A 15412-nucleotide genomic window follows, 5' to 3' on the forward strand; every position below is an offset into this window, starting at 1 on the left:
GGACCCCGGACGCCGCCAGATCCGCCATCAGCGAGGCGTCGCGGCCGACAAGCACGACATCCGCCCGGCCCTCTTGCGCCATCACCGCTGCGAGCGCCGTGCCGAAAGCACCGGCACCGATAACCGCAATCCGTTCCTGTCCGCTCATGCCTTGGCCCCGCGTTTGCCATAGGGAAGCAGCGCCTGGGCGCCGGCATCGAGCGGCCAGCGCGAGCGCGGCGCGACATTCAGATCGTCGGGAGCCATCCCGAGCGCCATGCGTTCAAGGCCAGCCCAGGCGATCATCACGGCATTGTCGGTGCAAAGATGATGCGGCGGGGCGACGAAGCGAAATCGGTGCTGGGCGCACAGTTCGTCCAGGGTGCGGCGCACTTCCTGGTTGGCCGCGACCCCACCGGCCACGATCAGCGCCGGCTCGACAGCGTCGGGATATGTCTCGTGGAAGCGCTGCAGCCCGCGACCGATGCGGTCCATCAGCGTGCGCGAGATCGCCCGCTGGAATGAAGCGCAGATATCGGCAATGTCCTCGTCGGTGACCGGCGCAATGCCTTCGGCCGCCTGCCGCACGGCCGTCTTCAGACCCGAAAACGAAAAGTCGAGCCGGGCTTCACCGACCAGCGGCCGGGGAAAGGCAAAACGCTTGGCATTGCCGGTAGCCGCCGCCCGCTCGACAGCTGGTCCACCCGGATACGGCAGGCCAAGCAGTTTGGCGGTCTTGTCGAAGGCCTCGCCCAGGGCATCGTCGATCGTCGTGCCCCAGCGCTCGTAGTCGCCGACGCCCTTGACCAGCACCAGCTGCGTGTGACCGCCGGAAACCAGCAGCATCAGATAGGGAAAAGCCACGCCATCGGTCAGTCGCGCCGTCAGCGCATGGCCCTCCAGATGGTTGATGGCATAGAGCGGCTTGCCGGAGGCACGTGCCATCGCCTTGCCGGTCATCAGCCCGACCAGCAGCCCGCCGATCAGGCCCGGACCGGAGGTCGCGGCGATCGCATCGATGTCGGCAAGCGTGATGCCGGCGCGGGTCAGCGCCTCTTCGATCAGCGTATCGAGCGCCTCGACATGCGCCCGCGCCGCGATTTCCGGCACGACGCCACCATAGGCGCTGTGTTCGTCCAATTGGCTCAGAACCACGTCCGCTTCCGTGATGGCGGTGCCATCGGGAAGGCGTGTGACCACCGCGGCAGCCGTTTCGTCACAGCTGGTTTCGAGGCCGAGAATACGGAGTTGCGACGTCATGGACCCTGTTCATTGATTGCGGTCACCGGGAAACCGGTCTACGAGGACTGTCGGTAACAACGGATCTGATCGGATGCAAACAAAACCTTTTCGCATCGGCACACGCGGAAGTCCGCTGGCGCTTGCCCAGGCGCACGAGACACGCGATCGCCTGATGCTGGCCCACAATCTGCCGGCAGAGATGTTCGAAATCGTCGTGCTTTCGACAAAGGGGGACCGGATCACCGATCGTTCGCTCTCGGAGATCGGCGGCAAGGGGCTTTTCACCGAGGAACTGGAGCAACAGTTGAGCTCGGGCGAACTGGATCTTGCCGTGCATTCCTCCAAGGACATGCCGACGAAGTTGCCGGAGGGCCTGTATCTTTCCGCCTTTCTGCCACGCGAGGATGTCCGCGATGCGGTCATCGGCCGCACGGCCCCCACCCTCCAGGAACTCCCGCATGGCGCAACCGTCGGCTCATCGTCGCTGCGCCGCCAGGCCCTGATCCGACGCCTGCGCCCCGATGTGAAGGTCATCACATTTCGCGGTCTCGTCGAGACCCGCCTGCGCAAGTTGGCGGACGGTGACGTCGATGCGACCCTGCTCGCCTTCGCCGGCCTGAAACGCCTCGGCAAGCAGGATGTGTCGACGCAACTGCTCGACCCGTCCGAATTTCCGCCGGCACCGGCCCAGGGCGCGATCTGCATCGAGAGCCGGATCGGCGACAACGGCGTCAATGCGCTTCTGTCCGCCATCAACGATCGTCCGACATTCGACGCCGTCACCTGCGAGCGTGCATTTCTCGGTGCACTCGATGGCTCCTGTCGCACGCCGATCGCCGGATTAGCCACCATTGAGGGCGACCACCTTCGTTTTACCGGAACCATCCTGACCCCGGACGGCTGCCAGTCTTTTGACATCGCGGCCGAAGGTCATGTTTCCGACGCCGCAAAGCTTGGCAGGGAAGCCGGCGAAGCGATCCGCGCCAAGGCCGGCAGCGGCTTCTTCACCAGCTGGAGCTGAACCCATGCGCGTTCTGGTAACGCGACCTGAACCGTCGGCGGAGAAAACCGCTGCCCAGCTTCGGCGTCGTGGCCACCAGCCAGTGCTCCTGTCGCTGATGCAGGCGCAGCGTCAACTCGGCACACTTCGCCAAGCTTTGGCCGAGGCACCGCGTGCTCTGGCAGTGACAAGCGGCGAAGCCGTTCGAGTCCTGGCCAGTCTCGGGCAGGACCTGTCGCCCCTCCTGGCGCTGCCCGTATTTGCCGTCGGCATAAGGACAGCCGAGGCGGCGAAAAACCTTGGCTTCACCAATGTCCTTGTCGGTGGCGGGGACGGCGAAGCGCTGGCCGATCGCATCCTTGCCGAATGGGATAACGGCAGAGACAACAGTCTCCTGTATCTGGCAGGGACTCCGAGAACGCCCGGATTGGAAACCCGATTGACGGAGGCCGGCCTGAAACTCGCCGTTGCGGAATGTTATCGCATGCTGCCGGTCAACCATGACCTGACAAGACTGCAAGCAGCCTTCGATCCCTGGCCTGACGTGGCTCTTCTATATTCGGCTGAAACCGCAAGGCATTTCGTATCGCTGCCGCCGATGAACGATGACAAGGGGCACATCAAGAACCTGCGCATCCTTTGCCTGAGCAACAAGATTGCCGAAACCTTGCCGCCCGAACTTCGCGCAAGCGCCGCCTGGCCATCCGAACCCAATGAGGACCTGCTTCTCGATCTCATCTGAAGGTCGCAGGCTCAAAATCGATCTTCTCCCTTTCCTTCGACGGACTGACTGACTACGTTTAGGTCGATGCTGGGAAATGAAGAGGTTGCCATGGTTTCCGGAAAGCCACCCCGCCGATCGAAGTCCTCGGACGATCCGGTCACGATTGACCTGTCCGCAGAGGAAACCGGCACGCCAACCACCGATGCAGACACAGTCGTCGCCTCTGATATTGCATCAGAGGGCGAGCCGGCCTCTGTTGATGTCCCCGTAACGCCTGTCGATGATGCTGAACCGATCGGCCTGCACGCCGAGGCACCGATCCCCGAGCCGGAAGCAGAGCCACTACCAGAGCCAGAGCCAGAACCGACGCCATATCCGTCCTATGAGGAGACGGTTGCACAACCAGCCGCCTCATCCCGTGAGCAGCTCCGCCAGTCACCGGCGACATCGACGCTGATTGCCTCCGGCATCTTTGGCGGTCTTGTTGCCCTCGCACTCGCCGGCAGCATGCAATATGCCGGCATCGTCCCGGGAATTGGCCCGGAACAACCAAGTGCTGCAGCGCCGGCCGACAACGCCGAACTCCAGGCCCTGAAGGCCGAAGTGGCGCGCCTTGCAGCGGCACAGTCCGCCCCGGCAGCCGACAGCGGACTGGTCAACCAGGAACTGGCCGACCGCGTTGCGGCGCTGGAAGCCTCCGTTCAGGCCGCGAGTTCTGCTGCGCCGCGAATCGATGCGGCAGCGCTGAACGAACTCAATGCCCAGATCACCCTTTCCAAGGATGCCATCGCCGCTTTGCGCAGCGACGTCGCCAGCAATGCCGAGGCACTGAACCAAAGCGAGGCGCGTCTGGCCGAGGCGGAAAAGAAGATCGACGAACCGCGCAACGACGTGGAAATGGCCCGTGCCATCGCGCTGGCCGGTTTGAAGACTGCCATTGATCGCGGCGGTCCCTTCATGTCCGAACTGGACGCACTGAGAAGCGTCGCACCGGAAGATCCCGCCGTACACTCGCTTTCATCCATGGCAGCGACCGGCATTCCATCGCGCGCCGATCTTGCCAATGGTTTTGGCAAAACAGCCGATGCGATCCTTGGCGCCATCCATCAGCCCGATCCGGACCAGGGCATTGCCGACCGCCTGCTGTCGGGCGCGCTGTCGGTGATCAAGGTACGCCCCGTCGGCAATATCGAGGGAGAAACACCGGAAGCCATCGTTGCCCGCATCGAGAACAAGCTTCAGAACGGCGACCTGAAGGGCGCCTCCCTGGAATGGCAAACGCTGCCGGAAGCCGGCAAAGCGGCCTCGTCGGACTTTGCCACGACGTTGAACAAACGGGTTGAGGTCGAAGCCACGATCGGTGAAGCCCTTGCCAGCACCGTTGGCGGTTCATCGGCCGGAACAACCGGCGGAACTGGGGGCTGAGGAAATGACGACTGTTTTGAAGATCCTGTTCTTTTTCATCACCATTCTGGTTCTTGGCTTCGGCTTCTCCTGGCTGGCGGATCGACCCGGAGCGCTTTCGATCATCTGGGAAGGCCAGTTGATCGAAATGAGCCTGATGGTGGCCGCCACGATCATCATCGGCATCGTGGCAATCGTGATGGCCTTCTGGTGGCTGTTTCGCACGCTGTGGACATCACCGCATTCCGTCCGCCGCTACTTCCGGGCCCGCACCCGTGACCGTGGCTATCAGGCCCTTTCGACCGGGTTGATTGCAGCCGGTGCCGGCAATGCCATTCTCGCCCGCAAGATGAGCGCCCGTGCCCGCGGCCTGCTGCGCGCCGACCAGGAACCGCTGATCCTCGTGCTCGACGCCCAGGCGTCGCTCATCGAAGGCCGCCACGACGAAGCACGGCGACTGTTCCAGCAGATGTCGGAGGATGCCGAAACCAGGGAACTCGGCCTGCGCGGTCTCTATGTCGAGGCAAGCCGTCTGGGCGCCCATGAAGCGGCCCGCCAATATGCCGAAACCGCAGCCGAGAACGCCCCCTACTTGCCTTGGGCTGCCAAGGCGACACTCGAATATCGCTGCCGCGCCGGTCACTGGGACGACGCAATCCGCTTGCTCGACCAGCAGCGGGTTGCCCATGTGCTCGACCGGCACGAGGCCGATCGTCTCAAGGCTGTCCTGCTGACCGCAAAGGCGCAGGACCAGCTTGAAGGCGAACCGTTGGCCGCCCGCGATCATGCCCTCAAGGCGCTGAAGCTTGCCAAGGATCTTGTGCCGGCTGCCATCGTCGCCGCCAAGGCCTATCAACGCGAGGACAATCTCCGCAAGGCCGCCCATACGCTCGAACAGGTGTGGAAGCTTTCACCACACCCAGAAATTGCTCAGGCATACGTTCGCTCGCGAAGCGGTGACAGTGCCGTGGACCGTTTGAAGAAGGCCGAGAAGCTCGAAGCCTTGAAGCCGAACAACATCGAATCCCTGCTGGCCGTTGCCGAAGCCGCACTCGAGGCGCAGGAATTCGACAAGGCGCGTGCCAAGGCAGAAGCGGCCGCCCGGATCGAATCGCGCGAGCGCGTCTATCTTCTCCTCGCCGATATCGAAGAGGCCGAAACGGGCGACCAGGGTCGCATCCGTCACTGGATGGGTCAGGCGGTCAAGGCAGCGCGCGATCCTGCCTGGGTCGCCGATGGCCATGTCTCTGAACGCTGGATGCCCGTCTCCCCGGTGACCGGCCGCCTGGACGCTTTCGAATGGAAGGTTCCCTTCGACCAGATTGAGGGTCCGATCGAGGAAGGCAATCTGTCGGGTGCCGAGAAAGCCCTGGGAACCCTGCCACCGATCGTGCCGAAGGAACCGGAGCAGGTTCCGAGACCGTCCGCCCGGATCATCGATGAAGAAGCACCGGTGGTGATCGAGGAAAAGCCGGAAGCTGCGGCAAATAAGCAGGCAGCGGCGCCGCTTCCCGTTGCGAATGGCGAACGATCCATCAAGGCGGACGACATCGTCGAACCGTTCTTCGGTCGCCCACCCGATGACCCGGGCGTCAAGGATCCCGGCCGCGCCGCCCCCGAGGCAAAGACCCGGCTCAAACTGTTCTGATAGGATATCTATGCTCGAACGTCTGCAATCCTTTTTCCAATCGATCACGCAAGACCGCCCACCGGCGGTCTTTGCACCTGATGACCCGCGCATCGCTGTGGCGGCACTGTGCTTTCAGGTCATGGAAGCCGATGGCGTGGTCCGCGATGCAGAGCGGACGAAGTTGCGTTCGATCCTGCAGGAGCAATATGATCTCGACGAGACCAAGCTTGAAGCCCTGATTGCTGCCGGCCAGGAGGCAGAGAGCGAAGCCGTCGATTACTACCGCTTCACTACCGATCTCAAGCGTCACCTCGACGAGCCGGCACGCGAACAATTGATCGGCATCCTCTGGGACATCGTCTATGCCGACGGCAACCGCAGCGAGATGGAGGATCACGCCATATGGCGGGTCGCCGATCTTCTGGGCGTCTCATCTCGCGGCCGCGTGATCCAGCGCCAGGAGGCCGAAGCCCGCGCCGGAATGGGAGCAAGCGACGATGCTCCATGACCCGGCGCGCGCAACCCACAAACAACCTGTTCTGATCGTCCTGCATCAGGAACGCTCCAGTGCCGGTCGTGTCGGACAGATGCTGGAAGAAAAGGGCTATCCTCTAGACATCCGTCGGCCGGTGCTCGGGGAAAAACTGCCCGGCACCTTGGCCAGCCACGCCGGTGCCGTCGTCTTCGGCGGTCCGATGAGTGCCAACGATCCGGACGACTTCGTCAAGCGCGAGATCGACTGGCTCGATATACCGCTCAAGGAAAACAAGCCTTATCTCGGCATATGCCTCGGCGCCCAGATGCTGGCGCGCCAACTCGGCGGCAAGGTGGAGGCCGACCGGGAGCAACGCACCGAGATCGGCTGGTATCCGATCCGGCCGACGGAGCATGGCCGCCTGCTGATGCACTGGCCGCAGATGGTCTACCACTTCCACCGCGAAGGCTTCAGCCTGCCGCATGGCGCCAAACTCCTGGCGGAAGGCGACATCTATCCGAACCAGGCCTTCCGCTACGGCCAGAACGCCTGGGGCGTCCAGTTCCACGCCGAACTGACCCGGGCGATGATGCACCGCTGGGTCGTGCATGGCGCCCATCGCTTTGTCCTGCCGAACGCCCAACAGGGGCGCGACCATCTGGACGGACGGATGATCTTTGATGCGCCGCTTCGCGCCTGGCTATCGAATTTTCTCGATCTGATCTTCGAGAAGGCTCACTTGACCGTCTGAGGCTCCGGCGCTTCAAGGCTGTCGATCTTGCGCAATTGTGGAAAGCCGAAAGCCCAGAGCCCTGCAACGGCCAGGGTGCCGACACCGCCGACGACCACGGCTGCGACCGGACCGATGAAATGCGCCATCGTGCCGGCGCGAAACTCGCCAAGCTCGTTCGACGCCCCGACAAACACCATGTTGACCGCGTTGACGCGGCCACGCACCTCATCCGGCGTCCAGAGCGCAATCAGCGTTTCGCGCACATAGACCGACGCCATATCGGCCGCCCCCATCAGCATCAGAGCGAGGATGGACACCCAGGCGGTTTGCGACAGGCCGAACATGATCGTTCCGGCACCGAACAAGGCCACGCCGACGAACATGAACACACCGGCATTGTGGCGGACCGGGTAACTCGCAAGCGCAATGGCAACAAGGATGGCGCCGATGCCCGGCGCAGCGCGCAGCAGACCGAGGCCCCATGGCCCCAGCGTCAGGATGTCCCGTGCGAACACCGGCATGAGTGCAACAGCACCGCCAAGCAGAACCGCAAACAGATCAAGCGAGATCGCTCCGAGTACGATCTTCTCGCCGAAGATGAACCGAAAGCCGGCCAGCAGCGTATCCTTGGTGACGGCCTTGTTCGACATGCGCTGGGCGGGCCGCTCCACCAGGATGACCAGAACGGCGGCCCCGAGGAAAAACGCCAGCGACGTCGAATAGGCAAGAACAGGGCTTGCGCCATAAAGCAGGCCGCCGGCAACAGGACCGATGATCGATGCCGTCTGCCAGGACGACGAATTCCAGGCGACAGCATTGGCAAGATCCGCGATCGGCACCAGATTGGGTGCCAGGGACTGGACAGCCGGCGCGGCAAACGCCCGCTCAATCCCGAATAGGACGAGAATGGCAAAGACGATCGTCGGCTCGAAGGCATCCGCCAGCGTCAGTCCCAGCATCGCCGCCGCGCAAAGCGAACTCAACACCATGCAGGCTGCAACGATAGCTCGACGATTGTAGCGATCGGCGACTGAGCCGGTGACGAGGATCAGCAGCAGCGCGGGAAGAAACTGCACCAGGCCGATCAAGCCGAGATAGAAGGCGCTGCCGGTCTGGTCATACATCTGCCAGCCAACCGAGACGCTGAGAATCTGGGTGGCAAAGGCACCCAGAAAACGGGCAAAGAAGAAGCGCGTATAAGACTTGTGCCGGAACGCAGCAAAGCGGTCACCGGCGGAAGAAGGGGTCATGTCGAAAACTTTCAGAAACAGCGGGACAAACGAGCCCGTTAAACATGATTTCGAATGCGGGCGCCCGATCCACTTGTCCGTTAAGTCGCCAATGTCTACATCTCTGTCAACCAAGAAATGGAGACTTGAATGCTTGCGCTATTTCAAACCATCGATCTCGTACTCAGCATCTTCACCTGGATTCTGATCGGCAGCGCGATCTTCTCGTGGCTCTATGCCTTCAACGTCATCAATTCGAGCAACCGCTTCGTCGCTTCGCTCGGCTCGTTCTTCTACAATGTCACCGAGCCGGTGCTCCGGCCGATCCGCCGTTTCATGCCCGATCTTGGCGGCATCGACATCTCGCCGATCGTTGTGCTGGTGTTGATCTTCTTCGCCCGCTCGCTGCTGTGGAACACGATCTACCCGCTGGTGGCGTGAACAAGCCCTACCGGGTCAGCGCCGACCATCTGCTGCTCGCCATACGGCTGACGCCGAATGGCCGGCGCGACATGGTGGAGGGCGCCGACATCTCGGCTGACGGGCAGGTCTATCTGAAAGCCAGGGTCACGGCCGTTCCGGAAAAAAGAAAGGCCAACAAGGCCCTGATCGCGCTGGTCTCAAAGACGCTGCGCTGCCCCAAGTCATCGATCGCGGTTATATCCGGCGATACATCCAGACAAAAAATCCTCCGGATCGATGGCGACCCGGAGGATTTGGCAGGAAAGCTTGAGGCTGTTCTGGCGCGCTGACGCCTTACTTCTTTTCTTCCGTTGCGCGCTGGATCGATTCGAGGATCAGCTGCTTGGCGACATCCACGTCGCGCCAGCCGCCGATCTTGACCCACTTGCCCGGCTCGAGATCCTTGTAGTGCTCGAAAAAGTGCTGGATCTGCTTCAGCGTGATTTCCGGCAGGTCGGTATAGTTGGTGATCTTGTCATAACGGCGGGTCAGCTTCGGTACCGGAACAGCAAGGATCTTCTCATCCATGCCGCCATCGTCTTCCATCAGCATGACGCCGATCGGGCGGACGTTGATGACGCAACCCGGCACCAGTGGGCGCGTATTGCAGATCAGCACATCCAGCGGATCGCCGTCGAGGCAGAGCGTGTGCGGCACGAAACCGTAGTTACCCGGATAGGTCATCGGGGTGTAGAGGAAGCGGTCGACCACAAGCGTGCCGGCTTCCTTGTCCATTTCATACTTGATCGGTTGACCGCCAACCGGAACCTCAACGATAACGTTGATGTCTTCCGGCGGATTCTTGCCAATGGCAATTGCATCGATGCGCATTTTGGACCCCGTGGGAGTGTTGAAATCCCGCGTTTCCTAAAGCGAAAAATGGCGCATTGCAACACGGCTTTGGGCGAAGCTTCAGAATGGTAAAGGGAGGCAGAGGTCAAACCGACAACATGTCAGGTGCCAGGGCAGTAGAACGCCCCGATATATTCCGGTTGACGCGGCCTTCTGGCCGCTGCTCGCACGTTGCAACTCAGTTCCAGACGAAGCCGAGCTTCTTCAGATGCACGTCGTCGAAATCTTCCATGCCTTCGACCGTGTCGACACCGCCATTCGAGCGGAAGAAGCCGGCAGCGATCTCGCTGTCTTCAAGGCACCAGACGACCATGCCGTCGCAGCCGAGCGATTTCAGCAGCCGACGCGCCTCGTTGAACAGCGCATAGCCAAGGCCAATGCCCTGATATTCCGGACGCAGATAGATCTCGTAGATCTCGCCTTCATGGGGTAGCGAACGGGCACGGTTGAGGCCGAGAGAGGCATAACCGGCGACAACACCCGCCACTTCCACGACCAGGATCGTGGCCGGCCCGCGCGTCGCCTTGCGCCACCAGGCTTCACCCCGCCGCTCGATCATCCGGGTCAGAGCACGATGGGGAATGATGCCGGAATAGGCATGCTGCCAGGCGCTGCGATGGGCTTCGGCAATCGCCGCCCCATCGCGGGGACCAGCAAGGCGCATATCAATCGACAACGTCTTCATAACGTGACTCTCGTCCTCGCGGAAATCACGCAACGGCTCATCCGTCAGTCGATTTCCGGTCCCATCATCAGGACCACAGACCGAAATTTAACGCTTTTTTAACCCATCTCGCAAGCACTGACAGATCCCATGCACAAACAAAAACCCCGGCATTTCTGCCAGGGTTCAAAACAATCAAGACTGCAATTCGACAATCAGGCGATCTTCGCCTTGCCGAAACGCTTGCGGTCGTTGGCATCGAGATAGGTCTTGCGCAGACGAATGTTCTTCGGCGTCACTTCCATCAGCTCGTCGTCCTGGATCCACGACAGGGCGCGGTCGAGCGTCATGCGGATCGGCGGGGTCAGACGGACGGCTTCGTCCTTGCCGGCCGAACGGATGTTGGTGAGCTGCTTGCCCTTCAACACGTTGACCTCGAGGTCGTTGTCGCGGCTATGAATGCCGATGATCATGCCGGCATAAACCTTTTCGCCTGGCTCGATGATCATCGGGCCGCGGTCTTCCAGGTTGAACATGGCATAGGCAACAGCTTCGCCGGACTGGTTCGACAGCAGCACGCCATTGGTACGGCCGCCGATTTCGCCCTTGTAAGGCTGATAATCATGGAACAGACGGTTCATGATGGCCGTGCCGCGCGTGTCGGTCAGAAGTTCCGACTGGTAGCCGATCAGGCCGCGGGTCGGCGCGAAGAACTTCAGGCGAACGCGGCTGCCGCCGGACGGGCGAAGCTCGGCCATTTCGGCTTTGCGCTCGGACATCTTCTGGACGACGATGCCGGAATGCTCTTCATCGACGTCGATGACGACTTCTTCGATCGGCTCCATCACGTTGCCGTCTTCGTCCTTGTGCATGACGACGCGCGGACGCGACACGGCAAGTTCGAAACCTTCGCGACGCATGGTTTCGATCAGAACGGCCAGCTGCAATTCGCCGCGACCCGATACGAAGAACGAATCCTTGCCGTCCGATTCTTCGATCTTCAGCGCAACATTGCCTTCGGCTTCCTTGAACAGACGGTCGCGGATAACACGGCTAGTGACCTTGTCACCTTCGGTACCGGCCAGCGGGCTGTCGTTGACGAGGAAGGACATGGTAACGGTCGGCGGATCGATCGGCTGTGCGGTCATCGCTTCGGTAACGGACGGATCACAGAACGTGTCGGCAACCGTGCCCTTGGACAGACCTGCGATGGCGACGATGTCGCCGGCATGGGCTTCTTCGATCGGCTGACGCTCGATGCCGCGGAACGCGAGGATCTTCGAGATACGGCCGGTTTCAACGGTCTTGCCATCCTGGCTGAGAACCTTGACGGACTGGTTCGGCTTGATCGAGCCGGAAGCGATACGGCCGGTGATGATACGGCCGAGGAAGGGGTTGGCTTCCAGCAGCGTGCCGATCATGCGGAACGGACCTTCGCCGACATTCGGCTCGGGAACATGCTCCAGAACCAGGTCGAGCAGCGGCGCCAGGCCCTGGTCCTTCGGACCGTCCGGGTTGACGTTCATCCAGCCATCGCGACCCGAACCGTAGAGGATCGGGAAGTCGAGCTGTTCGTCGGTGGCGTCGAGATTGGCAAACAGGTCGAAGACTTCGTTGATGACTTCTTCGTGGCGGCCGTCCGGACGGTCGATCTTGTTGATCGCGACGATCGGGCGCAGGCCAACCTTCAGCGCCTTGCCAACGACGAACTTGGTCTGCGGCATCGGGCCTTCGGACGAGTCGACCAGAACGATCGCGCCGTCCACCATCGACAGGATGCGCTCGACTTCGCCGCCGAAGTCGGCGTGGCCGGGGGTGTCGACGATGTTGATGCGGTGACCCTTCCACTCGATCGACGTCGCCTTGGCGAGAATGGTGATGCCGCGCTCTTTTTCGAGGTCGTTCGAGTCCATCATGCGCTCAACCGTGCGCTGGTTGTCGCGGAACGAGCCGGACTGCTTGAGGAGCTCGTCGACGAGTGTTGTTTTGCCATGGTCGACGTGCGCGATAATCGCGATGTTGCGCATTTTCATGATAAGGATCTCTGGTGGCTTTGGTGCAAATGCCGGTGAAGTGCCGGTGGCGCGCCTGTTACTTTGGGCCGCTCATAACCCTTTTTTTGCAATTGCGAAAGAGGGGAAACCGTCGGCACCGGTTCAATGGTTACCGACGGCGCAGAAAAATCGCCTTTTCTTGCAGGCTGACTAAGCCGCCAGCCCCTTTTTCTTCAGCATTGCCTCAGGTGTCGGCATTCGTCCACGGAAGGCCTTGTAGGCATCTTCCGGATCGATCGAGCCGCCTACGGAGTAGATGTTTTCCTTGAGTTTTCTGGCCGTTTCCGGATCGAACGCATTGCCGGTTTCCTCGAAGGCGGAAAACGCGTCCGCGTCCAGAACTTCCGACCACATGTAGGAATAGTAGCCGGCCGAATAGCCGTCGCCGGAAAAAACGTGCTGGAAGTGCGGCGTGGCGTGGCGCATCACGATGGACGCAGGCATGCCGATTTTTGCCAGGACCGCGTTCTGCACGGCAATCGGATCTTCGATGGCCCCTTGCGTATGAAACGCCATGTCGACCAGCGCCGAAGAGGTGAACTCGACGGTATTGAAGCCTGCATTGAAGGTTCGAGCCGCCAGCACCTTGTCGAGAAGGGCCTGCGGCATCGGCGCGCCGGTCTCGAAATGCACGGCATAGGTCTTCAGGATGTCCGGCACGATCAGCCAATGTTCGTAGAGCTGCGACGGCAACTCGACGAAATCGCGCGAGACGCTGGTGCCCGATACCGACGGATAGGTCACGTTCGACAGCATGCCATGGGCAGCATGGCCGAATTCGTGAAACAGCGTTCGGGCATCATCGAGCGACAGAAGCGCAGGCCGGCCCGGCTCCGGCTTGGCGAAATTGCAGACATTGTAGATGATCGGGATTTCGCCGACATGTCCATTCTTCAGCGTCAGCCGGTGCTGCGACTGGAACGAACTCATCCATGCACCCGAACGCTTCGAGGGGCGGGCGAAATAATCGCCGAGGAACAGCGCAACGAGCCGATCCGCGCGGTCGCGGATCTCGAAGACCCGCACGTCGGGGTGATAGCCGGCGACACCCGTCATCGGCACGGCCTTGATGCCGAAGATGCGGCCCGCAACATCGAAACAGGCCTCGATGACCTTCTCAAGCTGCAGATAGGGCTTCAGCTCGGCTTCGGAGAAGTTGAATTTGCGGGCGCGCAGTTTTTCGGCATAGTGACGCCAGTCCCATGGGGCAACCTCGTGGTTGCGGCCCTCCTCGGCGATCAGCTCGGCCAGTTCACGCGCCTCGCCCTCGGCCTGCTTCACGGCCCTCTCCCACACCTGCATCAGCAGCCCGTTTACCGCGTCGGGCGTTTTCGCCATGGTATTGTCGAGCTTCAGGCAGGCAAAGTTGTCATATCCCAGAAGCGCAGCCTTTTCGGCCCGCAGCGCCAGCGTCTCCTTGACGATCTGGCGATTGTCGGTCGCGCCGCCATTGATGCCACGGGCCGTCCAGGCTTTAAACGCTGTCTCGCGCAGATCGCGGCGCTCGGAAAACGTCAAAAAGGGTTCAATGATCGAGCGCGACAGTGTCACGACATAGGCGTGCCCACCCGCATGGGCGGCCGCGGCCGAGGCCATGGCATCGCGCAGGAAACCCGGAATGCCTGCAAGGTCATCCTCGCCCGCCAGCGGCAGCGTCCACGAACTTTCATCCGCAAGCACGTTCTGGCCGAATTGCGCCCCCAGGCTTGCCAATCGTTCATTGATCGCCGCAAGACGCTCCTGCTCAGCCTTCGGAAGCTTGGCGCCCGATTTGACGAAACCCTTCCAGTGCCGTTCCAATACGCGGGTCTGCTCCAGCGACAAGCCAAGCTCGTCCCGTGCGTTCCACAGCGCGTCGATCCGCTGAAACAGCGCGGCATTCATGCCGATCTTCGAATAGTGGCGTGACATCTTCGGCGCGATCTCGCGCTCCAGCGCCTGAATGGCGGGATTGGTATGCGCACCCGCCCGGTTCCAGAACAGCGCCGATACGCGCGAAAGATTATCGCCGGCCAATTCCAGCTCGACAATGGTGTTTTCAAAGCTCGGCGCTTCCGCATTGTCCGCGACCAGATCGATTTCGGTATCATGCTCGGCCAAGGCCGCCTCGAAGGCTGGTGCGAAATCACCATCCGCAACCTCCTCGAACTTCGGCAGGCCATGCGGGCCCGTCCATTCGACAACGGCAGGATTATAGACGGGGGAACCGGTCATCAGCATCTCCTTCGGTGGCGCTTCCGATCTGCGAAGCACGTTCATCCGGTATGCTATCGCGACGAACAGATGACAAGCACACAAAAAGCAGTGAACAAAAATCAATATGACCCACAACTTTGTTCCATCAACGTTGACGAAAATTAGAACTGGGAGATAGATCGATCTATCCTATGAAAGGATGGTGTGTCCCATGGAAGTGTTTCCAATACGGCCGATTGGCGGCCCGTCTCTGAAGGTCAAGGAAAGCAACCTCCAGCAAGAGGTAAGTCTGAGCGAGCTCTCGCCGAAGCCCATGGTCTCGCGAGAACGCGAGACATTCGAGGAAGCACTTTCTGTCTTTGCCAGCATGACACCGCGCCGACTGCGCGAAATCGCCGTCGAAAGTTTCGATCGGGCTGAAATCGACGAGGATACCTATCGAGAACTGTCGACCGAATTGCCGCTTCAGGCGGTCGACCGCCACGGCAATGTCGCGGATCTGTCCAACCTAACCGACAATACTGAATTCGACTATGCCGAACACTACCGCACCCAGCATGCGCTCGCCGAAATGATCGGCAATCTCGACAACGCCGACGCCTATGCCAAGGTTCTGGATTTCTTCGACCGCACCAGCTGATCGCATTCGCGATCCGGACCATTCTCGCCGCGGCGTAAACATCGAAAAGATCTCGCCTTCACCGGCCTCCCGCACTATGTCTGCATCGCCGGGCTGCATCCGGTCGGTCGCGCTGCGGCCCGAAACGC

17 protein-coding genes are annotated in these 15412 nt (G+C 61.2%); 10 read left to right on the plus strand and 7 right to left on the minus strand.

Annotated features, from left to right (window positions below; translation table 11 throughout):
* Positions 1–148, minus strand: a 148-nt coding sequence (locus PDO_RS27390) for a 2-dehydropantoate 2-reductase N-terminal domain-containing protein (RefSeq protein WP_007605844.1), incomplete at its 3' end; no start/stop codon positions are given.
* On the minus strand, positions 145–1239 hold the full coding sequence (tsaD, locus tag PDO_RS19240) for a tRNA (adenosine(37)-N6)-threonylcarbamoyltransferase complex transferase subunit TsaD (RefSeq protein ID WP_007605845.1): 1095 nt from the start codon (positions 1237–1239) through the stop codon (positions 145–147). The genes tsaD and PDO_RS27390, both read right to left, overlap by 4 nt.
* 73 nt (positions 1240–1312) lie before the next feature.
* On the opposite strand from tsaD, the gene hemC reads away from it, so the two are divergent.
* From hemC to PDO_RS19270, 6 genes are all read left to right on the plus strand, one after another.
* Positions 1313–2242 carry a hydroxymethylbilane synthase gene (gene hemC, locus PDO_RS19245; RefSeq protein ID WP_007605846.1) on the plus strand — a complete coding sequence of 310 codons (930 nt, stop codon included), beginning with the start codon at positions 1313–1315 and terminating at the stop codon, positions 2240–2242.
* A 4-nt stretch (positions 2243–2246) separates the two neighbouring features.
* Complete coding sequence (locus PDO_RS19250) at positions 2247–2963, plus strand: uroporphyrinogen-III synthase (protein ID WP_007605847.1); 717 nt, start codon at positions 2247–2249, stop codon at positions 2961–2963.
* Positions 2964–3053: 90 nt separating this feature from the next.
* Entirely contained in the window at positions 3054–4370 is a 1317-nt protein-coding gene (locus tag PDO_RS19255; protein WP_007605850.1) for a COG4223 family protein, read from the plus strand.
* A gap of 4 nt (positions 4371–4374) precedes the next feature.
* Entirely contained in the window at positions 4375–5997 is a 1623-nt protein-coding gene (locus tag PDO_RS19260) for a heme biosynthesis protein HemY (RefSeq protein ID WP_007605852.1), read from the plus strand.
* 10 nt (positions 5998–6007) lie between these two features.
* The gene (locus PDO_RS19265) at positions 6008–6487 is read left to right on the plus strand and encodes a tellurite resistance TerB family protein (protein WP_007605855.1); all 480 of its coding nucleotides are present in this window, start codon (positions 6008–6010) and stop codon (positions 6485–6487) included.
* Entirely contained in the window at positions 6477–7205 is a 729-nt protein-coding gene (locus PDO_RS19270; RefSeq protein WP_007605857.1) for a glutamine amidotransferase, read from the plus strand. Before PDO_RS19265 ends, PDO_RS19270 begins: the two co-directional genes overlap by 11 nt.
* Here the strand turns inward: PDO_RS19270 and PDO_RS19275 are convergent.
* Positions 7190–8437 carry an MFS transporter gene (locus PDO_RS19275; protein WP_037074709.1) on the minus strand — a complete coding sequence of 416 codons (1248 nt, stop codon included), beginning with the start codon at positions 8435–8437 and terminating at the stop codon, positions 7190–7192. The genes PDO_RS19270 and PDO_RS19275 overlap by 16 nt on opposite strands.
* Positions 8438–8566: 129 nt before the next feature.
* On the opposite strand from PDO_RS19275, the gene PDO_RS19280 reads away from it, so the two are divergent.
* Positions 8567–8857, plus strand: a complete 291-nt coding sequence (locus tag PDO_RS19280; protein WP_007605860.1) for a YggT family protein — start codon at positions 8567–8569, stop codon at positions 8855–8857.
* Positions 8854–9168 (plus strand): DUF167 domain-containing protein, encoded by a 315-nt coding sequence (locus PDO_RS19285; RefSeq protein WP_007605861.1) that lies wholly within the window; start codon positions 8854–8856, stop codon positions 9166–9168. Before PDO_RS19280 ends, PDO_RS19285 begins: the two co-directional genes overlap by 4 nt.
* A 4-nt stretch (positions 9169–9172) precedes the next feature.
* Here PDO_RS19285 and ppa read toward each other — a convergent pair whose 3' ends face one another.
* The 3 genes from ppa to typA form a co-directional block, all read right to left on the minus strand.
* Positions 9173–9709: an inorganic diphosphatase gene (gene ppa / locus PDO_RS19290; protein ID WP_007605862.1), complete on the minus strand. Its 537-nt coding sequence runs from the start codon at positions 9707–9709 to the stop codon at positions 9173–9175.
* 199 nt (positions 9710–9908) lie between these two features.
* Positions 9909–10415: a GNAT family N-acetyltransferase gene (locus PDO_RS19295; protein WP_007605863.1), complete on the minus strand. Its 507-nt coding sequence runs from the start codon at positions 10413–10415 to the stop codon at positions 9909–9911.
* A 194-nt stretch (positions 10416–10609) separates the two neighbouring features.
* Entirely contained in the window at positions 10610–12427 is a 1818-nt protein-coding gene (gene typA, locus PDO_RS19300) for a translational GTPase TypA (RefSeq protein ID WP_007605864.1), read from the minus strand.
* On the opposite strand from typA, the gene PDO_RS28055 reads away from it, so the two are divergent.
* Positions 12411–12602, plus strand: a complete 192-nt coding sequence (locus PDO_RS28055) for a hypothetical protein (RefSeq protein ID WP_141649954.1) — start codon at positions 12411–12413, stop codon at positions 12600–12602. The genes typA and PDO_RS28055 overlap by 17 nt on opposite strands.
* Here the strand turns inward: PDO_RS28055 and PDO_RS19305 are convergent.
* Complete coding sequence (locus PDO_RS19305) at positions 12599–14662, minus strand: M3 family metallopeptidase (protein WP_007605865.1); 2064 nt, start codon at positions 14660–14662, stop codon at positions 12599–12601. The two genes, PDO_RS28055 and PDO_RS19305, sit on opposite strands and share 4 nt — an antisense overlap.
* Positions 14663–14855: 193 nt before the next feature.
* Between PDO_RS19305 and PDO_RS19310 the strand changes: the two genes are divergently transcribed.
* Positions 14856–15284: a hypothetical protein gene (locus PDO_RS19310; RefSeq protein ID WP_007605867.1), complete on the plus strand. Its 429-nt coding sequence runs from the start codon at positions 14856–14858 to the stop codon at positions 15282–15284.
* The last annotated feature ends 128 nt before the right edge of the window (positions 15285–15412 follow it).

The organism is Rhizobium sp. PDO1-076, from assembly GCF_000247475.1.
Lineage (GTDB): Bacteria > Pseudomonadota > Alphaproteobacteria > Rhizobiales > Rhizobiaceae > Allorhizobium.